At 38.8% G+C, this 22312-nt stretch carries 18 protein-coding genes; 16 read left to right on the forward strand and 2 right to left on the reverse strand.

Translation table 11 applies throughout. The annotated features are described in order from the left end of the window. The first annotated feature begins 137 nt into the window (after positions 1-137). From ACHUFV_RS02925 to ACHUFV_RS02960, 8 genes are all read left to right on the forward strand, one after another. On the forward strand, positions 138-1199 hold the full coding sequence (locus ACHUFV_RS02925) for a sugar ABC transporter substrate-binding protein (RefSeq protein ID WP_394232110.1): 1062 nt from the start codon (positions 138-140) through the stop codon (positions 1197-1199). Next, the gene (locus ACHUFV_RS02930) at positions 1196-2704 is read left to right on the forward strand and encodes a sugar ABC transporter ATP-binding protein (protein WP_394232111.1); all 1509 of its coding nucleotides are present in this window, start codon (positions 1196-1198) and stop codon (positions 2702-2704) included. Before ACHUFV_RS02925 ends, ACHUFV_RS02930 begins: the two co-directional genes overlap by 4 nt. 18 nt (positions 2705-2722) lie before the next feature. Continuing rightward, entirely contained in the window at positions 2723-3709 is a 987-nt protein-coding gene (locus ACHUFV_RS02935) for an ABC transporter permease (RefSeq protein WP_394232112.1), read from the forward strand. A 515-nt stretch (positions 3710-4224) separates the two neighbouring features. Continuing rightward, positions 4225-4686, forward strand: a complete 462-nt coding sequence (locus tag ACHUFV_RS02940) for a tripartite tricarboxylate transporter TctB family protein (protein ID WP_394232113.1) — start codon at positions 4225-4227, stop codon at positions 4684-4686. A gap of 17 nt (positions 4687-4703) precedes the next feature. Then, entirely contained in the window at positions 4704-6221 is a 1518-nt protein-coding gene (locus ACHUFV_RS02945) for a tripartite tricarboxylate transporter permease (RefSeq protein ID WP_394232114.1), read from the forward strand. Positions 6222-6245: 24 nt separating this feature from the next. Further along, positions 6246-7277 (forward strand): tripartite tricarboxylate transporter substrate binding protein, encoded by a 1032-nt coding sequence (locus tag ACHUFV_RS02950; protein ID WP_394232115.1) that lies wholly within the window; start codon positions 6246-6248, stop codon positions 7275-7277. 25 nt (positions 7278-7302) lie between these two features. Beyond that, positions 7303-8661, forward strand: coding sequence for an LLM class flavin-dependent oxidoreductase (locus ACHUFV_RS02955; protein WP_394232116.1), 1359 nt, complete (start codon positions 7303-7305; stop codon positions 8659-8661). A 198-nt stretch (positions 8662-8859) separates the two neighbouring features. Continuing rightward, positions 8860-10022 (forward strand): IS3 family transposase gene (locus ACHUFV_RS02960; RefSeq protein WP_394232117.1). Its coding sequence is split into 2 segments (ribosomal slippage): positions 8860-9136 and positions 9136-10022, totalling 1164 coding nucleotides; the frame shifts between segments, so codons are not numbered across the junction. A gap of 89 nt (positions 10023-10111) precedes the next feature. On the opposite strand, the gene ACHUFV_RS02965 is transcribed toward ACHUFV_RS02960, so the two are convergent. Beyond that, the gene (locus tag ACHUFV_RS02965; protein WP_394232118.1) at positions 10112-10822 is read right to left on the reverse strand and encodes a TerC family protein; all 711 of its coding nucleotides are present in this window, start codon (positions 10820-10822) and stop codon (positions 10112-10114) included. Between the two features lie 266 nt (positions 10823-11088). Further along, positions 11089-11826: a Dph6-related ATP pyrophosphatase gene (locus ACHUFV_RS02970; protein ID WP_394232119.1), complete on the reverse strand. Its 738-nt coding sequence runs from the start codon at positions 11824-11826 to the stop codon at positions 11089-11091. 152 nt (positions 11827-11978) lie between these two features. Here ACHUFV_RS02970 and ACHUFV_RS02975 point away from each other — a divergent pair, with 152 nt between their 5' ends. The 8 genes from ACHUFV_RS02975 (at position 11979) to ACHUFV_RS03010 (ending at position 22229) form a co-directional block, all read left to right on the forward strand. After that, a complete protein-coding gene (locus ACHUFV_RS02975; RefSeq protein ID WP_394232120.1) occupies positions 11979-12407 on the forward strand; it encodes a universal stress protein in 429 nt (142 codons plus the stop codon). Between the two features lie 194 nt (positions 12408-12601). Further along, positions 12602-13063 carry a PadR family transcriptional regulator gene (locus ACHUFV_RS02980; RefSeq protein WP_394232121.1) on the forward strand — a complete coding sequence of 154 codons (462 nt, stop codon included), beginning with the start codon at positions 12602-12604 and terminating at the stop codon, positions 13061-13063. A gap of 15 nt (positions 13064-13078) precedes the next feature. Beyond that, positions 13079-14821 carry an ABC transporter ATP-binding protein gene (locus ACHUFV_RS02985; RefSeq protein ID WP_394232122.1) on the forward strand — a complete coding sequence of 581 codons (1743 nt, stop codon included), beginning with the start codon at positions 13079-13081 and terminating at the stop codon, positions 14819-14821. A gap of 46 nt (positions 14822-14867) precedes the next feature. Next, positions 14868-16625 (forward strand): ABC transporter ATP-binding protein, encoded by a 1758-nt coding sequence (locus ACHUFV_RS02990; RefSeq protein WP_394233358.1) that lies wholly within the window; start codon positions 14868-14870, stop codon positions 16623-16625. A 274-nt stretch (positions 16626-16899) separates the two neighbouring features. After that, positions 16900-17532 (forward strand): metallophosphoesterase, encoded by a 633-nt coding sequence (locus tag ACHUFV_RS02995; protein WP_394232123.1) that lies wholly within the window; start codon positions 16900-16902, stop codon positions 17530-17532. A gap of 323 nt (positions 17533-17855) precedes the next feature. Continuing rightward, entirely contained in the window at positions 17856-18668 is an 813-nt protein-coding gene (locus ACHUFV_RS03000; RefSeq protein WP_394232124.1) for a formate/nitrite transporter family protein, read from the forward strand. A 109-nt stretch (positions 18669-18777) separates the two neighbouring features. Continuing rightward, positions 18778-21750 carry a formate dehydrogenase subunit alpha gene (fdhF, locus tag ACHUFV_RS03005; protein WP_394232125.1) on the forward strand — a complete coding sequence of 991 codons (2973 nt, stop codon included), beginning with the start codon at positions 18778-18780 and terminating at the stop codon, positions 21748-21750. Further along, the gene (locus ACHUFV_RS03010) at positions 21750-22229 is read left to right on the forward strand and encodes a helical membrane plugin domain-containing protein (RefSeq protein WP_394232126.1); all 480 of its coding nucleotides are present in this window, start codon (positions 21750-21752) and stop codon (positions 22227-22229) included. Before fdhF ends, ACHUFV_RS03010 begins: the two co-directional genes overlap by 1 nt. Positions 22230-22312: the final 83 nt, after the last annotated feature.

Below are 22312 nucleotides of genomic sequence, written 5' to 3' on the forward strand. Positions count from 1 at the left end.
ATCAAGGTTACTACTTAATTTCAAAATAAATAAGTTTAGTGATTTGATTACTAAGAATTAATACCTTATTAGATAATGTATAAATCATCTCGTTCGAAACATGGATTGATTGGATGGCCATTAGAGGAGGAAATAGAATGAGACTTAAACTAATGATCTTATTGATAGTCAGCCTATTATTTATTTCTGCTTGCGGAAAGACAGAATCCACTAAAACTGCGGGTACTAAAGCCAATGGAAGTGCATCTGATTATAAAATAGGTATCTCCATTCCAATGGAAGCCAATAATTCGATTAAAACATGGTATAAAGCAATTCAGGCTAGAGCTGACGTCTATGGATTTAAAGTGATGGGGATTGACGCACAAGGTGATGCAAGTAAACAATCCAGCGATATCAATACCTTGATTGGACAGGACATAGATGCATTAATTGTCTGGCCCTTGGATTCAAAAGCCATTCAACCTGCATTAGTCAGGGTAGCAGATAAGGGGATTCCTGCGTTTGGGATTGATTTTAATGTTCAAAAGGGTGGAGACGATTTTGGACTTGTGAATCAAATTATTGCCGGAAGAGAATCGGCAGCCATCACTGTTGCCAAATTATTTGCAGACTCCTATTCTGAAGCAGACGTTGCAGGTATTGGATTTGCTATCCCGGTTCCTGGAAATCTCTTTGTAATGGATAAATACAAATCTGAACTTAAAAATTATCCAAATTTAAACTTTGTAGGTCAAAAGGATAATCCGTCAGATAATATTGCGGGTGCAGAGCCGCTTATGAAAAATCTATTAACAGCCAATCCTACTATTAAAGCCGTATTTGCCTATAATGACGAAAGTGCTATCGGTGCCTCCCAGGCGGTAAGTAATGCAGGGGGAGAATTGTATTCAAAAGACAATAAAGAAGGCATGATGATTGTAGGCTTTAATGCTGAAGCAGGTGGCATTCAAGCGATTAAAAACGGCAAAATGTATGCGACATTTAATATTAATCCTGTAAAAAGCGGTGCCATCCAAGTGGATTTTATTCATGATTATTTAGTCGAGGACAGCAAGGACTCCATCGCAAAGGAAATAATTGTTCCATCTCCAATAATTGACCAGTCTAATGTTAATGAATTTATTTCATGGGAGGAAGAATTGAAGTTAGTGAAAGATCTAAAATTTGATGCACTGAAAGAAAGTGGAGCTAAATGACAATAGCACTAACGAAAACAGATACACCCTTTGCATTGGAAATAAAGAATATTTCTAAGTTTTTCCCAGGAGTGGTAGCTTTAAATCAAATTTCAATGAATATAGAATGGGGTACCATTCATGGGATTGCCGGCGAAAACGGCTCAGGTAAATCTACCTTGCTAAGGATTATAAGCGGAATGGAGAAGCCGGACCAAGGAGAGGTCCTTTACAATAGCCTTTCTGCAAAGGAATCACATAAGCTTCTTCAGAAAGATGTAGCTATGGTTACGCAAGAGCCTTCCTTAGTCAACTCTCTATCTGTCGCAGAAAATATTTCGATTGGCAGGAGAAGTCAAAATGAATCTAGATGGCTGGTGAATTGGAAAAAACATATGCAAATAGCTTCGGATTATCTAGAAAAATTAGGGGTAACCGACATTGATTTGAAGTGTAAAGTGGAACATTTGTCACCTGATAAACAACAATTAATATTAATTGCACGTGCATTAGCCTCAAACCCGAAAATATTATTATTGGATGAAGCGACAAGCTCGTTATCTGAAGATCAGACACTTACACTGTTTTCCGTATTAGAAGGACTAAAAGCAGATGGTTTGTGTATTATTTTTATTTCACATCGTTTAAAAGAATATACTCGGTTATGTGATTACGTAACAATCTTAAGAGATTCTAACTATATTAGAGACCTGAACCATGAGGACATGACGGAGGATTTCATCGTGACGTCAATGGTCGGCAGAGAATTGAAGGATTATTATCCTGAAAAAGAAGCAACTCAAACGGAAGAGGAAGCGATTGCCTTTCGGGATTTTAGTTGTCGTCAAGTGAAAAATGTTTCGTTCTCCGTTAAAAAAGGGGAAATCTTTGTCTTAGCTGGTCTAGATGGGTGTGGACGAAGTGAACTACTAAAAGGTTTATTCGGCGTCATTCCCACAAAAGGATTTTTAGAGGTCTATGGAGAGAATATGAAATTTAGAAATCCAAGAGAGGCGATGGATAAGGGCTTTTCATATATCCCTGGCGAAAGAAAATCAGAAGGGATTATTGCGGAAATGTCTATCATGGAAAATGCCATGTTAAGTTATCGAAGCCAAAAACCGTTCTGGAAATGGATTGAACGGAAATTTGAAAAAGAAAAATTTCTTGAAATGAAAGAATCCATGCAGATTAAAGCGCCATCGATTCATACTCTTATTAAGACTTTATCTGGGGGGAATCAGCAAAAGGTGGTTTTAGCTAGAGCATTAGCGTTAAAGCCAAAATTTCTTTTGTTAGAGGAACCTACAAGAGGAATCGATGTTGGTGCTAAAGCAGAAATCTATAAATTACTTCGTGAATTAACGAAGCAGGGAGTCACCGTCATGATTTCTACCTCAGAATTGCCAGAAGCGATTGGGATTGCCGATCGAATCGGAGTCATGTTTCGCGGGAGCCTGCAGAAGATATTACATGAAGATGAGATGTCGGAAGAAAAAGTGATGCACTATGCAACAGGAAATTAATTTGGCAGGAGGTGTGCAATGGAAAATGTTGTTGTGAAAAACCAGCTGCAACAAAAAGAAAATAATCAAGTTAAAAAAAACCTGCTCAAATTAGTAGGTATAGGACCGCTATTAATCCTATTATGCGCCATCATGAGTTTATTAAACCCAGCCTTTCTAACGTTTTCGAACTGGATTAATCTATTAAATTCAATTTCCGCCATCTGGATAATGGCAATGGCGATGACATTGGTATTAATTTCTGGCGGGTTTGATTTATCCGTTGGTGCTAGTCTAGCATTTAGCGGGTTGGTTCTAGTTAAGTTAGTGTATGTAGGTGTTCCGGAATTATTGGCTATCGCTATTACGTTACTTGTCGTTCTTATCATAGGTATGATGACAAATGGATTCTTTATTGGCAAGCTAGGTTTGAATTTTTTCGTTGTCACGCTCGGAACGATGTCCTTGTTTCGCGGAACCGTGTATGTTTGGACGGACGGGCAAACACAATATGCCGATACATTACCAATTGTTAGTTTCTTAGGGAATGGATCCATTGGAACTATACCTGTCTCGATCATCATCATGTTTGTAATATTCCTCATTACTCATCTCTTTTTAAAATACACTCAATTTGGCAGAGGAATTTATGTGGTTGGCGGAAACTCAACAGCTGCTAAATTGTCAGGTATAAAGGTCCCGCTCATTCTGATTGGTGTATATGGCATGAGTGCTTTATATGCTAGTATTGCTGGAATAATTGAAACAGGTAAATTAGCATCTGTTTCACCAACAATTGGCTCTGGTCTGGAATTGTTGGTAGCAGCAGCAGTATTGCTTGGTGGAACCTCTTTTAAAGGTGGAGAAGGGACAGTCATTGGTACTACTTTAGGTGTACTATTTATTGGAGTCCTTCAAAATGGCTTGAGTCTATCCGGTATCTCCTCATACTGGCAGGAGGTCATCACAGGAGGAATCCTCATTTTTGCGATTTTATTAAACTATTTTAAAGCCAAACAAACTTAAAACTGGACGAGACTCCTTTATTTGGATAAAGACAATAAATTAAAACACGTTATCTATAACGTGTTTTTTCTCTGCATATGATATGATTAAATTCCTATTGAGAATGAAAGACTCTGCCCAATAAGACTGTTATAATAATCTAAAAATTTATAATTAAATGTTATTGACAACATATTTGAAATCTGATAATTTAAATACAAACTAAATGGATAGGAATAATACAAGTTCGATCAGACCACTGAAGACCTTGAAACGTTTGAGATATTCAAGCGTTCAGGGTCTTTTTTGTTTTAAAAAGGTTGTATACGTTCCTAATTAATTGGTTGGACCATTGGGTGTTCCCACCAAAATACAAATGATAAGGAGTGAAGGGAGCTGTTATACCACTTATACATAGAGCATTTTGAAATTAGTGAAATGATTAAACTACGAGAAGTTAGCAAAGCACGAACAGCAATGGAGAACCACTTGATTAGTGTCGAAAGAACTTTAAAAACAAGGGAGGAAAGAAGCAAATGACTGCTAAGTTAATATCGGAGAAAAAAATAGGTGGATTTATCACTGTCCTGTTTGGATTTCTTTCCTTACATGAAGCAAAAAGACTCTATCCTTTCAGCAAAAATATATTAACAGGAGATCATATTTTTCCGGTTTTTATTGGTGTTCTACTTTTGTTATTTGGGATTAGTTTATTATTTGAACAAATAAATGAAGGGCCTAAAGCTGATATCCCAAAAGGAGAAACTAGATTTATCTTAATTTCTTGCATTAGCATCTTGTTTATTTATTGCTTTTTCATCACAATCCTTGGATATGCCTGTAGTACATTCATCATATCTGCTTTCTTACTAAAAGTGATCGGACACTATCGTTGGAATTTTTCTCTTTTACTAGGAGGGGTACTGACGGCTGTTATTTATTTTCTATTCATTGTCTTATTAAAAACACCGCTACCAAGTGGATATTTTACATTTTAGAAAGAAGGCAGCAAAATATGGAATCATTTTTGGCTTTGTTAAATGGCTTCAGTGAAGTAATCACACCTTTCAATCTGTTGATCGTATTGCTGGGTTCTCTGCTCGGAACTTTAGTCGGCGTTCTTCCCGGTTTGGGACCAACATCTGCGATTGCCATTCTTTTGCCGGTCACTACAATTCTGAGTCCAGTTCAAGGTTTGATGATGATGGCAGGTATTTATTACGGAGCGATGTATGGCGGCTCAACTACTGCAATTCTCATGAATATTCCTGGTGAATCGTCATCTGTACCAACCACATTAGACGGTTACCCGCTTGCTAAGCAGGGTAGAGCAGGTGCTGCCCTTGGCATAGCGGCAATAGGCTCTTTTATTGCGGGCATAATCGGACTGGTTGGGCTAGTTCTTTTTACTCCCTTTTTGGCCGACCAAGCACTGAAATTTGGTCCGCCGGAATATTTCACAATTATGCTACTGGCTTTATTGGTCCTTTTTAATTTAACTGGCTTCTCTTTTAATAAATCAGTCATTATGGGGTTGTTTGGCTTCTTATTTTCGATGGTCGGCATCGGGATGACGTCAGGAGTACCAAGATTTGACTTTGGCTTCAGTTTCTTAAGTGGCGGCTTCGAAATGGTTAGTATCATCATCGGCTTATTTGCGATTACAGAAATTTTAAAGGGACTCGAGGAAAAACGCAAGTCCATCCAACAGGTGAAGATTTCAGGGATTTACCCGAACAGCCAAGATTTAAAACAGAGTAAATTATCGATTTTAAGAGGCAGCTTGCTTGGTTTTTTTCTTGGGATTTTACCTGGAGTATCCGCAACCATTACAGCATTTTTATCTTACGATTTAGAAAAAAAGCTGTCTAAGCACCCCGAGAAATTTGGAAAGGGTGCCATCGAAGGCGTTGCCGGGCCTGAGTCCGCTAACAACGCAACCAGCTCGGGCGGATTTATTCCCTTGCTTGCATTAGGTATACCGGCATCACCGCCGCTAGCTGTTTTATTAGCAGCACTTATGATCTATGGTTTGACACCGGGCCCCATGCTATTTGAACAAAACAGTCAGGTTGTTTGGACCGTAATTGCAAGTATGTTTATAGGAAATATTATACTTTTAATCTTAAATCTGCCTTTAGTAGGATTATGGGCAAAACTAACAAATGTGCCTTTTGGAATTTTAGCTCCTATTATTCTTTTAATTAGTATCTTTGGTGCCTTTACTGTCAGAAACAGTATGTTCGACGTCGTTGTTGCCGTTATTTTCGGGGTGTTGGGTTATTTTTTCCACAAATATCAATGGCCTATTATTCCATTTATCCTTTGCATCGTGTTAGGTCCAAAAATAGAAAGAAATTTTATCCAATCACTAGAAATGGCAGCTGGGAACCCCTTGATTTTTGTACAGCGTCCGATTTCATTAATTATTTTAGTCACCGCTGTAATGATTTTAATTCTATCGATAATTCTTGTGAAAAGAACGAAAAAAAGAGTCCTACAAGAAACTGGAGACCAAATGGAATTTTCCTAAATAAATGATTTTGGAGGGTATATGATGAAAAAGCTTTTTGCACTTTCGTTTGCAGTACTGTTATTAGTCGGGATCCTTCTTACCGGATGCACAACAAACACTAAAAGTAATTCAGAAAAGAAAGAAAACGAGGAGAAAAAGACAAGCGCTGATTATCCAACCAGACAAATTGAGTTAGTTGTCCCTTTTGCAGCTGGAGGCGGTGTGGATTTAGCAGCACGCTCTGTAGCTGACTATTTAAGTCAAGAGTGGGGACAGCCAATTGTCGTAACAAACAAGCCAGGTGGAGGAGGAATCATTGGTGCCCAATATGCCTTAAAAGAGGCTAACCCTGATGGATATACAGTTCTGGCAAATAACGTATCAACCACTACTATGTATGAAGCAGGAACGACAAAGCCTGTTGTTTCGAATATGGAAAATAAATTTGCAGCCCGTATTGCTGCTGGTACCCCTGCTTATGCGGTAAAGGCTGATGCTGAATGGGACACATTTGAAGAATTTTCAGAATGGGTCAAGAAGAATCCCGAAAAATTAACATGGGCAAGTGTTGGCCCTGCCGGTTTTTCATCCTTTGTGGCTGCACAATGGTTTGAATCACTTGGGATCGATTTTAATAAAACACAAATGGTGTCATCTGAAGGTACCTCTGACTCGGCCGCGAAGTTAGCAGGAGGACATGTTGTATTGGCCATTCATACTGTTGGGGAGCTAGCTCCGCTTGTAGAAGCAGGAAAGATTAAATTGCTTGCGGTTCAATCGCCTGAACAAAGCCCTCTTTTCCCAGATGTTCCAACTACACAAGAAGCTGGATTTGACGGCTTAACGATTAAATGGTGGACTGGATTATCTTTCCCGGCAGATACACCTGATGAAATTATTCAAAAATGGGAGAAAGCAGTAGAAAAAATGGAAAAGGATGAAACGTTTTTACAGCAATTAGAAAAAATTAAGCTAGACCCAGCCTATCTAAATTCAGACGATTTCACGAAAGAGGTTGAAAAGGAGACAAAAGAATTAACAAAATTGGCGGAAGATACAGGAATTCGGAAGTGAAAAATAATAGGAATGAGGGATTACAATGACAAAACGTAATAGGGAAATAAAATTAGGAGCCTTTTTTCAAATACCTGGACATCAGATTGGCGCTTGGAGGCATCCGAAAGCGGCGGCTGATCAGGTAATGAATTTTCAGTTTATTAAAAAATTAGCCCAAACGGCTGAACGCGGAAAGTTTGATATGCTCTTTCTTGCGGATCATAGTGCGGTTAAATTTACAGATAAACTGGCACTTGAGCAAAGTGTTAATACCTCTTTTGAGCCTTTTACATTATTATCTGCCCTTTCAACTGTGACTGAGAACATTGGACTCGTAGGTACTGTATCCACTACTTATAATGAACCTTTTCATGTGGCAAGGAGATTTTCATCACTTGATCATATAAGTAACGGGCGTGCTGGCTGGAATGTAGTGACATCATACCAGGAAGAAGAAGCACGAAACTTTAATCTGGAAAAGCAACTTTTGCATTCAACACGCTATCAACGGGCTGAAGAGTTCGTGGATGTAGTCAAAAAACTATGGGACAGCTGGGAAGATGATGCGCTTGTTTTCGATAAGGAATCAGCTAAATTTGCTGACTCCTCTAAAATGCATGAGATTAACCATAAAGGGGAATGGTTCACCGTTGCTGGTCCATTAAATATTTCCCGCCCCATTCAAGGGCATCCAGTAGTGGTGGAAGCAGGTGCATCTGAAGCGGGGATGGAGCTTGCAGCACGTACGGCAGAAGTCGTTTTCACAGCTTGGCAAACACTCGAGGAAGCTAAGGATTTCTATCGTGATTTAAAGGATAGAATGGGTAAATACGGACGTTCTCCAGAAGAGCTTAAGATTATGCCGGGGATATATCCTGTTATTGGGAGAACGGTGGAGGAAGCTGATGAAAATCAAAAGCTTCTAAATAACTTGATCCCTGAAGAAGCAGGGGTAGCTCTTTTATCGAGAATGATTGGTTTTGACTTATCTGGTTATGATGTTGATGGTCAATTTCCAGATGTGACGGTAGAAAAAGTGAATGCTGGAAAAAGTCGTTTTCAGTTAATAAAGGATAAGGCAGATAGGGAAGGCTTGACTATCCGACAGTTGTATCAACAGATAGCAGGTGCTCGCGGACACCGTGAAATCAAAGGGACACCTGAGCAAATTGCTGATCAAATGCAAGAATGGTTTGAAAATGGAGCAGCAGACGGCTTTAATGTAATGCCTCCTTACTTTCCGGGAGGATTGGATGACTTTGTGGATCTTGTCATTCCGATTTTACAGAAACGAGGATTGTTCAGAATTGAATATACAGGAAAAACCTTAAGAGAGAATTTAGGTTTAAAACGGCCGGCAAATACACTAGTAGAAGGGAAGAATTTTGTTCAAATTAATTAAAATAATAGTTGGAAATATAGAGATCATTACTTTAAATAAGGAGTGATGCAAATGAGAAATTCTCTCGCGAAGGTGCGAAAAAAACGAAAAACTAATAGAAAAAACCCGTCTTTTAGACTAACCTACTGATATGAGACACTATAAAACACCCTCGAAATGGTACACTTATTAAAAGTACTAATTCGGAGGTGTTTTTGCGTGGGCAAAAACGTTTATTCAAGTGAAACAAAGTGGGCAGTAGTAAAGGATAAAATGAGTGGGCAGTTTACAAATCAAGAAATTATGAAAAAGTATGGGATAAAAAATGTATCCCAAATTAAGACATGGATGAAATGGTATCGTGAAAATCAAGTAAACAGATTTAATCAGCCGATTGGTAAACAGTACACCTATGGACATGGGCCGGATTCTCAAAGTGCCGAAGAAAAGAAAGAGAGTCAAATTACACATTTAAAAATGGAGAATGAAATCTTAAAAAAGTATTTGGAGATCGAAAAGGAGTTGAGAAAGAAGTAGTTCTCCTGTTAGTACATAGGTTACGTAAAAAGTATACCGTTACAGCTATTTTAGCAGCTTTAGATGTCCCCAGATCGACTTACTACCGATGGGCATCTAATCCAGAAGTCAAATTGTCCAGGTATGAAGAGACAATTATTTCACTATGTATTGAAACAAAATATCGTTATGGGCACCGAAAGATTACACAATTACTAAAACGTAAGTATCAAATAAAGCTAAATCGAAACACAGTTCAACGCATTATGCAGAAACATCATTTACAATGTCGAGTGAAACCTAAACGAAAATGGAAATCTCAAGGAGAATCGGTGATTATTGCGCCCAACCTAATACAACGTGATTTTAAGGCAGCTTTGCCTAATCAAAAGTGGGTAACGGATATCACCTACATACAGTATGGTTCTTCTACACTCTATCTATCGACCATAATAGACTTATACAATAATCAAATTGTGTCTTATAAGTTGTATACACATCAACAAACACCTTTAGTTATTGATACATTAATAGAAGTGTTAGAAGTAAGAGGTAACCCTAAAGGCGTTATCATACATTCGGATCAAGGCAGTGTATATACTTCATATGCATATCAAAATCTAGTAAAAGAGAAGAACTTGGTCAGTAGTATGTCAAGAAGGGGGAACTGTTGGGATAATGCAGTTATTGAATCGTTCCACTCAAATCTAAAATCAGAGGGATTCCAGTACGTGAAGTTTAATTCAATGTCTTTAGAAGCGGTCAGAGAGCAAGTGGACCAATATATAAAATATTACAATGAAGAACGTATCCAAGAAAAATTAGGCTACCACACACCATTAGAATATGGTAGCATGGCAGCCTAAGAAGGTGTTTTATTAATGTCTCATATGCCTAAGTCAGTCTACTTTGACGGGTTTTTTCTATTACCTAAACACGGTAACGATTAAATTGATTATTTCTCTTCGACTGTTTTTACAGGACCATGATTTTTGAAATAGCCTGCGGCAAGTACCAATACTGTTATTATTGCTAGAATTGTATAATAAACCGCTCCGTGTGGAATATTTACTAATTTATTTAAAGATTCATCTTTTAAAATCATCTCTCCGGCAGTCCATGTAAGAATTCCAGCACCTATATAGGCAATCCAAGTATATTTTTCCATAAGCATTACAATAAACTTTGAGCCAAATATCATAATCGGGATACTAACAAGTACACCCAGCGCAATCATTCCGATATGTCCATGTGCTGCTCCTGCTAAAGCCACCACATTATCCAAACTCATCACAGCATCTGCAATAATAATGGTTTGAACAGCTTTAAACAGGCTATTATATGACTTAATCGTATTGTCTCCTTCATCTTCAACCAATACTTTGTACGCTATCCAAAGTAGAAGGATACCGCCAAAAATGTTGACGTATGGTATTTGCAGTAGGTAAACAATTATGGTTGCAAATCCAATTCGTAAAAGTACAGCACCTGCTGTTCCCCAGAAAATAGCTTTATTTTGTAAATGCTTTGGCAGGTTTCTTGTTGCCATCGCAATGACAACTGCATTATCTCCGGAAAGTATGATATCAATTAGTATAATTTTAAGTAAAGCTACAAGTGCTCCCGATGATACTGCAACACCAAGTGTTAGAAATAAATTTTCCATCCTTCATTGATATCTCCTTTATATGGAATGAGGGAAGATTGTCCCATCATAAATGAAAACATCCTTATTCTTTTCATGAACAGGATCATATACCCGTTGTAAAGTTTTGGTTATTTACAACAATACATTATACAATACTTTTAGAAAATGACAAGGTTAATAGATTGAAGGATTTCCATATTATTCAAGCGTTTTTTGATGATGATTGATATAAGCTGTTTACTTCTTCAGTCGGTAAGTACAATGGTGTACCTATTCCAGGTGACCTATCCCTCTACAGAATCATCCAGCTTCAATGGTAAAAATGCATAGTCTCCGTCTCTAATCATCTTGCATTTACGAACCGCTACAGGCTGTGTAAAAATAGGACCATCAAGTACAGTTGTATGAAATTCACCGCCTTCTCCGCAAGGGTCAATCCCACGATCTTCAAGCTCCTTCACGTATTCATGGGTTAGTGTTCGTCCTAAATCGTCTTCTCTCATTCCTAATGATAAGTTTACTGTTACAATGATTGTTACAAATCCTAGATCGATAAAGTCCTCGACAGCTTTACGATGATCCATTCCCCATAAAGGCATCCCAAGCCTTAATCCAACTTGTTCCGCAACCTTTTCATGCCAGCAGCCATGTACAGGCATATCTAGGTCCCCAGTGACTAATGCTTCAGCACCTTGACTTTTAGCTTTTTCTAAGAGGCCAATAAATACTTTTTCATAATCTTCCCAGCTTGCTGCTGCCGAATATACCGGTAATCCAATCGATTTAGCTTGAGCAGCTATAAGCTCAGGAGGCATGCCATGTGATCTAGAGCGTTTTCCTTTCTCCTCAAGCATTACGATTAGTCCAACAGCTTCTCCAACCTTCATGGAACGATATAAAGCGAGAGAACTATCTTTTCCTCCGCTAAAAGAAGCAATAAATTTATTCCCATGGGCACCATTTTTCCAATCCTTGAATCCTTTCACTTCCGTTTCACCCTTTTTGTTAATGACTTTATCCATAATAATTATATATTTAATCAAGGTAGGAGGGATAGCTTAATGAAATTAAAGGGTTTCAATGAGTGGTTGTCGAAGTTTGACATATAAGAGGATTTGATAAATTCCAATCCTTATATGAAAGACCTCTATAAAACTTATCTGGAGTGATAACTATGAAAAAACTAATCATTGTTCCAATTGATGATTCCCTTAATTCTCATCAAGCACTTAAATATGCATGCACAGTTGCTAAAGAAACGGATGCTGATATTGTTCTAATAAATGTTCAGCCTAGCTATCATTCAACGCCAAATATCCATCGGTTTATATCGAGTGCAGCAATTCAAGAATATATCCAAGAAACAGCAGAAGAAATTTTAGAAAAAGCTATACAAACAATAAACAATCAAGAAGTCCATCTAGAAAAGGTTATTCGTACTGGTATTCCGAAGGTCGAGATAACTAATTTAGCTAAAGAACGGAATGCATCTCATATTATTATGGGGACACGTGGTCTAGGAGCCGTTAAAAGTGCTGTTATCGGAAGTGTGAGCTTAGGTGTATTACAGCTTGCTACATGTCCTGTAACGATGGTGCCTTGACAGGGAAGAAGCAACAAATTCAGCGAAAAATCTATATGATGATCGATCAAATACTAATAGAAAAAACTCGTCATTTTGGCGAGTTTTTTTCTATTAGTCCTTTATACAGATTACTGAAACACCTAAAAAAAATTTGTCATTAATCGATATATCGATTAAAATAAACGATATATTAATGGACTAGGAGGTATAAAATGAAAAAAAGAAAAGGCTTTGTTCAATTAGCCGTACTGCATCTGCTTCAAGAGGAATCTATGCATGGATATCAAATCATGAAAGAGTTAGAGGACCGTTCTGATGGATTATATAACGCAAGTGCCGGTACTATTTATCCCGCACTTCAAGATCTCCTCGATGAAGGGCTGATTATCCTACAGGAAGATTCAGATAAGAAGGTCTATCGAATTAACCTCAATGGTGAAAACCGTTTAAATGAATATCATCATCTTGAGGAATTCGATTTCTGGCTGGAATGGAAGGAAAGACAATTCTGGAGAAATTCAAAAGAAGCTGTCCATGTAAAGAAAGCCATCAAACAATGGGAATTCGAGCTAAGAAAAACGATCAAGCATATTCGTTCAGAACCAGCAAGAACGGTACAGTTAGTTGCATTAATTGAAGAAACAACCGAACGTTTAAAGAAAGAATTTAGCTAAATAAGGGGAAAGTTCATGAACTCCATGAAAAAGTTGCTTCACTACATAAAACCATATAGATGGTTTGCTGTCCTAGGGCCTATCCTGATGTGCATCGAAGTGGCGATGGACTTACTTCAGCCAACCATTATGCAAAAGATAATTGATGAGGGAATTGCCAACCAAGATAATGCCTATATCATTAAACTCGGTCTATTATTGCTGCTAAGCGCTTTTATTGGATTAATTGGCGGAGCAGGAAGCTCGGTTTATGCTGCGAAAGCAGCCGTTGATTTTTCAAGTGATATTCGGCGGGATCTGTATAAAAAAATTACATGTTTTTCCAGCCAAAATACCGATTCTTTCGGAACAGGTAAATTAGTTACGATCGTGACTAATGATATTGCAGCCATTCAATCATCCTTAATTATGACGCTTCGTGTATTTGTACGTGGACCGCTATTGTTTATTGGTTCTGTCATTATTGTTTGGACAACTGCCCGTGAACTGTTTCCTGTATTACTCGCAGCTATTCCGATTTTAATACTATTTATTTATTATTTTTCAAAAAAAACAGGTGACCTGTTTTCTTATGTGCAAAAAGCGATGGATATGGTCAATACAAAGCTGCAGGAAACTCTGGCGGGAATTCGGGTAATAAAAGCATTTGACCGTCAGTCGTATGAGAAGAAAGAGTTTCATCGTATCAATAACCTTTTAACCAAACGAAATTTGTCTGCAGAACAGGTGATTCTTACGCTTATGCCGCTTTTGATGTTCGTTGTGAATATCGGGATTGTTGCGGGAATCTGGCTTGGTGCGATTAAAGTAAATGAAGGGACTCTACAGGTCGGCGTTATTCTTGCTTTTATTAATTATTTAAACATTATGATGAACGGTTTAATGAGCAGCAGTCATGTTCTTATGCAAATTACCCGCTCCTTTCCATCTGCTGGCCGGATTGTTCAAGTACTTGAGACGGAAATTGATATTGTGGAGACCGACTATCCTGTATCACCGAAAAAGGTATTCGGAACTATCGAGTTTAAGAATGTTTATTTCAGCTATAGTAAAAATGGCGAATACGTATTAAAGGATCTCTCCTTTACTGTGAAGGAAGGAGAAACGATTGGAATAATTGGACCGACGGGGAGCGGAAAGTCAACGTTAGTTAAACTGATTCCCCGTTTATATGACTCAGATTCTGGAGAGATATTCATCGACGGGATCAATCTAAAAGACTATTCGATTCAAGGTCTTCGCTCAGGTATTGGCTTTGTACCTCAGAAAGCCACGCTGTTTTCGGGCAGTATTGAAGAAAATTTACGATATGGAAAAGACGAAGCGACAATAGTCGACATGGAGTCAGCCGCCCAATCAGCCTCAGCAAGTGAATTTATCGAAGAGCTCGAAGCAAGATTCTCTCACTTCCTTACTCAAGGTGCAACGAATTTGTCTGGCGGTCAAAAACAGCGTCTATCAATGGCACGTGCTTTTATTAGAGAACCTGGCATTCTGATTCTCGATGATTCAACTTCAGCGATTGACGCGATTTCTGAGTCAAAGGTTCAGCAAGCCCTAAATAGAACCTTTCCAACCACAACTGTCTTCATTATTTCATCGAAAATTTCATCCATCATTCACGCTGACAAGATTCTTGTCATGGAGGACGGAAAAATTGTTGCGAATGGCACACATGAAGAGTTATTGAGTAATAGTGAACTATATCAGGATATCTATCAAACACAACAGGGAAGGCAGGTGGCAGTCAATGAATAAGCCTTCTGCTCCGAACATTATTGGCAGAGCACGAGGCCCTAGAGGAATGAATGGGCCAGCAGAGAAAGCAAAGGATCGGAAAGGAACGTTGCTAAGAATTTGGTACTATATGGAAAGACAAAAGGGAACACTTATTGCTTCGGTTCTTTTTGTTATTATCTCAACCTTGCTGGGTCTAATTGGACCATATTTGATTGGTGTAATTATCGATCAATATATCATCCCAAAGGATATAACGGGAACGTTACGAATGCTTGTGTTACTTGCGGTCATCTACACGGCTAGTGCCATATTTACTTGGCTTCAATCCTTCACAATGGTACGGGTCTCCCTACATACGATTCGCCATTTGCGTCAGGACTTATATGATAAATTTCAGACGCTTTCGTTAAGGTTTTTTGATAAACATTCTCATGGAGACCTGATGAGTCGGGTAACGAATGATATCGAGAGCTTAAATAACTCCCTCAGTCAAAGTGTTAGTCAAATTCTATCAACTGTTTTAATGGCTTCAGGGGTTACGATAGCCATGTTCTCACTCAATTGGATTTTAGCCATTACAGCATTATTCATTATACCTTTGATGATTTTTACAACGAAAAAAATCATTAAATACAGCAGTAATTATTTTATTAAAAGGCAGCGCGATCTGGGAGAACTCAACGGATTTGTTGAAGAATCCATTTCAGGTTTCGAAGTTGTTACGTTATTTGGCAAAGAAGAAAAAATGAATCTTGAGTTTTCTGAGATTAACGAACGATTACGTCATTCTGCGATGAATGCCGATATGGTTTCAGGCTTTGTCGGACCGACGAATAACTTTATTAACAACTTAGGTTTAGGTTTACTTATCGGAATAGGCGCGGTTATGACGGTTGAGGGGATGACGACCGTTGGGGTTATTGCTGCATTTGTAACTTATTCTCGTCAGTTCTTCCGTCCGATCAACCAGCTTTCAAGCTTGTTCAATATGCTTCAATCGGCTATTGCGGGAGCTGAACGAGTGTTTGAAGTGATGGATGAAACCCCCGATATCGTCGATCATTACAATGCAGTCTCTATTGATTCATTAAAGGGGGATGTTGAATTTTCACATGTTGACTTTAGCTATGATAATAGCAGACCCATCCTGAAAAATATAGATTTTCAAGTAAAAGCAGGAGAGAAAATTGCCTTAGTCGGACCGACTGGATCAGGTAAAACTACCATTATTAATCTATTAATGAGATTTTATGATGTAACTACAGGTGAAATCAAACTAGACGGACAGAATATAACTCAATATAAAGTAAGCGATTTACGAAAAAAAATCGGCATCGTGCTTCAGGATACCTTTTTATTTTCCGGGACAATAATGGAAAATATTCGCTATGGTCTTCTTGAGGCATCAGACAAAGAAGTGATTGAGGCAGCAAAAATGGCCTCGGCCCATAACTTTATCAAGCATTTACCACTGGGATATCAAACGCTCATTACCTCGGGAGGCTCGAACTTAAGTCAAGGACAGCGTCAGCTGCTCGCAATTGCGAGAGCCATTTTAGCAGACACAGATATTCTTATACTTGATGAAGCAACTTCAAGCATTGATACAAGAACGGAAATGGAAATTCAACAAGGACTCATCCATTTAATGGAAGGGCGCACGAGCTTTGTCATTGCACACCGATTAAAAACAATTGAAAATGCTGATCAGATATTGGTGATTCACAATGGAGAAATAATCGAAAAAGGGAAGCATGAAGAGCTTCTAAAGAATAAAGGATTTTACTGCAGTATGTATGAGAGTCAGTTTATGCTGGGATAAAAACAAAGAGATAGTTGTTTTGTAGATAAAATACCATTTCATTCAATTATAGATTTGAAGAAAGCCGCGGAATGTTTAGGTACAAAAAAAGCACTCACACATGTTGATAAAATATGTTTGTGGGTGTTTTTTAGTTTATAGGAAAGGTAAGGCGATGAAGTAGAATCCGAAATGAATATGTAAAATTTGTGTTAAAAGGATACCATTCATGTCGCATAACCATATTTTTTAGCATATTTTATTGTAACCAAGAGGAAAGGTAGAGGTTACAAAAATGTCTAGAATTCTCGCCATTTCTGATATTCACGGTCATGCTGAAGGGGTTAAAGTTCTTTTAGAGATGGCCAGGTATGACCCACAATCGGACAAGTTATTTTTACTTGGAGATTTTATTGATAGACGTCCGTTTACATGGAGTTCAATCGAATACATTAAAGAACTGACCGAAAAAGGAGCCTATGCAATTAGAGGTAATACCGATTGCTTCTACAAGAAGAATAAAAATGGGTATAAAAATAAGAAACCCTTACCAGGCTTTACGATTAAATTTATTGAATCCTTGCCCTTGTATATCGAGCATGAAAACTATTTATTCGTTCATGCTGGAATTCGTCCAGGTATTCCACTTCATCGGCAATCTTTCAAGGATTTAACAGAAATACGGGAACCTTTTTGGAAAACCCCTTACCCGTATGCTAAATTTGTCGTGTTTGGTCACACTCCTACCGAAAAAATGGGAGCAAATCCTGGGGAGATTTGGTTTGGCCCAGGTATGCTTGGGATTGATACAGGGGCGAAACACGACTATCGATTAACATTAGTTAACTTAACAGAAGACATTAGTTATTCTATTTCAACAAATCCTAAGCATCTGTATAAAGATTTACGTATTTCACCCTTTAAGTAGGTCCGTCAATGATTAGGAAATCTCTTTTCCACTATGAAAATAGTGAAAAAAGTTCATAAAACATTCACAAATAGAATTTTCCATGTTACTATAAGAAAGGTTTATAGAGTATGAAAAGTTCATTGATGTTGGTTAATAAAAATTGACTGTACATCCTGTTCTTTGCATTATATCTATGGCGGGAAGGATTGCTAGTATGATCAAATGCTTAGCTGTCAGCCCACTATAAAACGGAGCATGCACACGCATGATAACCGATTTATGGTGGGTTTTTTTGCGTTTTGATTATCTTTAACATCCATCTATAACAGGAGGACTACTTTATGGCGTTTCATCATTCCCAGCGTATTGCTGAAAGAGCAATTGAAGCTGGTGAGAAAAAAGCATCATTGCCAGTTGGGCACGCGCTTTTACTAGGTTTTTTAGGAGGAGCCTTTATTTCACTAGGTTTTCTCTTAGACATTAGAGTTATTGCAAATTTACCTGAGGAATGGGGTTCCTTTAGCTCATTTTTGGGAGCATCTATTTTTCCTCTGGGACTGATATTAATCGTAATAGCTGGCGGAGAATTATTAACAGGAAATATGATGGTCCTTCCGATTGCTGTTTTTGCGGGGAGAGCAACGGCCGGACAGCTCTTGAATAATTGGCTCTTAATCTTAGTAAGTAATTTCGTTGGAGCAATCTTCGTTGCCTACTTCTTTGGTCACATAGTAGGTTTAACGGAAGCAGGTGCATACCTAACCAAAACGGTTTCGATTGCAGAATCTAAACTGAATGAGACATTTATTCAAAGCTTTATTTCCGCAGTTGGCTGTAACTGGCTTGTATGCTTAGCCGTATGGATGGCTTTTGGTGCAGATGATATTAGCGGAAAATTACTGGCCATTTGGTTTCCAGTTATGGCATTTGTAGCAATTGGCTTTCAACACGTAGTTGCGAACATGTTCGTCATCCCAGCAGCTATCTTCGCCGGGCACCTTACATGGGGAGATTATTTCACTAATTTTATCCCTGTTTTATTAGGTAATGCTTTAGGAGGTACCTTGTTTGTTGCCTTCATTTATTGGAAGGTTCATAAGAATTCACTAGAAGTATTTGCTGAAGAAAAACCCAAAATCAAAAAGGCAGGATAACGATTTTTATTCATTTTATAAAATGAGAAACAAATGTTAACGAAAAGATAAAATCAAGATTATCTACAAGTTAAATAGATTTCTTTACTTTAACAAGGGGGGACTTAAAGTGATAGAAAAGGTGAATGTTCTAATTGATGGAACAGCGCATCAGGCAAAAAAAGGAACTCGTATTTTAGATTATTTACTACAACAAGAAATAGATCATCCGCACATATGCTATTCTGACGTTTTAGGTCCGGTTCAAAGCTGTGACACGTGCATGTGTGAAGTAAACGGCAGCATCATGCGCGCATGTTCTACAGTGATTGAAGACGGAATGGAAATTTTGACCTCGTCTGAGCTTGCAAAGCAGTCGCAGGAAGAAGCAATGGACCGTATTTTAGAAAACCATTTATTATACTGCACCGTCTGTGACAATAACAATGGAAATTGTCGGATACATAACACGGCAGAAATGATGGGAATTGAACACCAATCACGTCCACATCGTTCGAAAGGCTACGAAGTGGATCTGTCTCACCCATTTTACCGGTATGATCCAGATCAATGTATCCTGTGCGGTCGCTGTGTGGAGACATGTCAGGATCTTCAAGTGAACGAAACACTATCGATTAACTGGGAAAGCGAGCAGCCTCGTGTATTATGGGACGGTGGAAAAAGCATTAATGAATCCTCCTGCGTATCCTGTGGACAATGTGTGACTGTTTGCCCTTGCAATGCTTTAATGGAAAAATCCATGCTTGGAAATGCTGGATTAATGACAAGTATATCAGATGACCTGCTTACACCAATGATTGACATTGTAAAAGCAGTGGAGCCTGATTACCAAACCATCATGGCAGTTTCTGAAATAGAATCCGCGATGCGTGATACACGGATCAAGAAAACAAAAACCGTTTGTACGTTCTGCGGCGTAGGCTGTTCCTTTGAGGTTTGGACAAAGGATCGTGAGATTCTCAAAATTGAACCATCTGAAAACGCGCCTGTAAACAGTGTTTCCACCTGTGTAAAAGGTAAATTCGGATGGGATTTTGTAAATTCTACTGAACGCATTACAACACCATTAATTCGTCAAGGCGATGTATTTGTTGAGGCTAGCTGGGAAGAGGCTCTTTCTCTCGTTGGGAAGAAATTAGGCGGTATCAAAGAAACTTACGGCCATGATGCCATTGGTTTTATTTCATCCTCCAAAATAACCAATGAAGAAAACTACCTAATCCAAAAACTTGCACGTCAAGTATTTGGAACCAATAATGTGGACAACTGCTCTCGTTACTGCCAGTCACCCGCATCATGGGGGTTACAGCAAACAGGCGGTATTGGTGGGGACTCTGGTACGATTAAAGATATTTCGGGTGCAGGTCTTGTTATCCTAGTAGGCTGTGCGCCTGCAGAAGGACATCCTGTACTTGCGACACGTATTAAGAGAGCACAAAAACTCCACGGACAAAAATTAATTACCGTTGACGTCCGCAGACATGAAATGGGTGACCGTGCTGACTTGTTCGTCCGTCCGAAGCAAGGAACAGACTATGTGTGGCTTTCAGCTATTACAAAGTATATGATTGACCAAGATTGGCATAATGTGTCATTTATTAATGAGCATGTCAATCAGTATGATGAGTTTGTGAAAATGATTGAGCCTTACACGCTTGAAGAAGCAGAGAAAATTACGGGTATCAATAAAGAAACATTAATTCAAATAGCGGAAATGATTCGCGATGCTAACGGTACAGCGATTTGTTGGGGAATGGGTGTAACACAAAATATCGCGGGTTCGCATACATCTGTTGCCATTGCTAATCTGCTTCTTGCTACTGGAAACATGATGCGACCAAATGCTGGTGCCTATCCGTTACGCGGGCACAATAATGTCCAGGGTGCTGCAGATATGGGGACAATGCCAAATATCTTCTCAGGATATCAACCAATATCCGATGACCGAATCCGTGGAAAATTTGAACAGGCTTATGGCGTAGAACTCCCTGCATCTCCAGGACTTGACAATATCCAAATGCTTGAAGCTATTGATAAAGGCAAGATGAAGGCGATGTTCATCGCCGGGGAGGATATGGCATGGGTTGATGCTGACTCCAATCATACTCAGGAAATGCTCTCTAAGTTGGATTTCCTTGTGGTACAAGAAATTTTCCTATCAACAACAGCCCAATTCGCGGATGTTATTTTACCAGGTGCTCCTTCGCTTGAAAAAGATGGAACCTTTACAAATACGGAACGCCGCGTACAGCGCTTGTATCAGGCATTAGAGCCACTTGGGAATAGTAAACCTGACTGGTGGATTCTTACAGAGCTTGCGAAACATATGGGCTTTGATTGGAATTATACTCACCCTAGTGAAATTTTTGCGGAAATGGCAAGTCTAACTCCTTTCTTCAGCCAGTGTAGCTACGATGTTCTTGAAGGGTGGAACAGCTTCCATTGGGGTTCTCCTGATGGCGCAGATACGCCGTTGCTTTATCAAAATGGCTTTAACTTCCCTGATAAAAAAGCACGATTTGGTTTATTTGATTATGTACCGCCAATGGAGTTTCCATCAGAATTTGATCTCTCATTAGATAATGGACGTCTATTAGAGCACTTCCATGAAGGTAACTTAACGCATAAATCAAAAGGACTTAATTACAAATTCCCTAAAGTCTTCGTGGAGGTATCCCATGAGCTTGCAGAAGAGCGCGGTGTAAAGGATGGTTCACTTGTACGTCTTGTATCTCCATACGGGGCAATTCGCCTTCCGGTACTCATTACAGACAGAGTGACAGGTAAGACAGTGTATGTTCCAATGCATTCCACAAGCCATGAGAGTGCTGTTAATCTGCTTACTGGAGGGGCTGTAGATGTGGTGACAAATACCCCTGCATACAAACAAACCAAAGTACGGATGGAGATCCTTGAGCTTGACGGAGAAAATCCGCTGCCAAGGTACAATCCACGAAATGCAACCCGTACTCCGCAATTGGGTCTTGAAATCTACCGTAAGTGGGAACGCGGTGATTACGTTCCAATTACAAGTGTGAACGAGCATATTAAGCCTGGTTTCTATGACAGGAGGAATGCGTAATGGCAAGACCAATTCAGACCATTCAAAAAATAGAACTTACAGAGGAACAAAAGAAAATGCAATCCCTGGAGAATCTTCTCTCCGGGGTTGCAGAAAGTCAGGATTCGTTGCTCGAAACGCTGAATTTGCTCCAGGAATTGTATGATAGCGGAATAATTGATGCTCTATATAGTCTTCTCAAAGCAAAGGAAAGCGCAGCTAAAATTGCTGTTGATCAACTTACGCGTCAGCCTGTTACAAACATGATTAATAATGCGATGGCGGCTGGCGGTATCTTAACCGAACTTAACCCAGAAACAACCGGTAAACTCGCCAAAAGCCTAACGACAGGATTGAAAAAGGCAGAGCACGGATTAAAAGACAATAGAAAGATTGGACTCTTAGACTTAATAAAAGCCATAAAGGATCCTGATATTAATCGCGCTTTTGGATTTGGATTTAACCTGTTAAAAGGGATTGGGGAAGGCTTAAAAGAGTAATATAAATAAAAAGCCCAAAACCCATTCGTTCAATTTGTAATGAATGGGTTTCCTTTTAGGAATGAAACGAATCGATTCGGAAC

Origin of the sequence: Niallia oryzisoli (assembly GCF_043641075.1) — a bacterium.
Lineage (GTDB): Bacteria > Bacillota > Bacilli > Bacillales > Cytobacillaceae > Bacillus_BD > Bacillus_BD oryzisoli_A.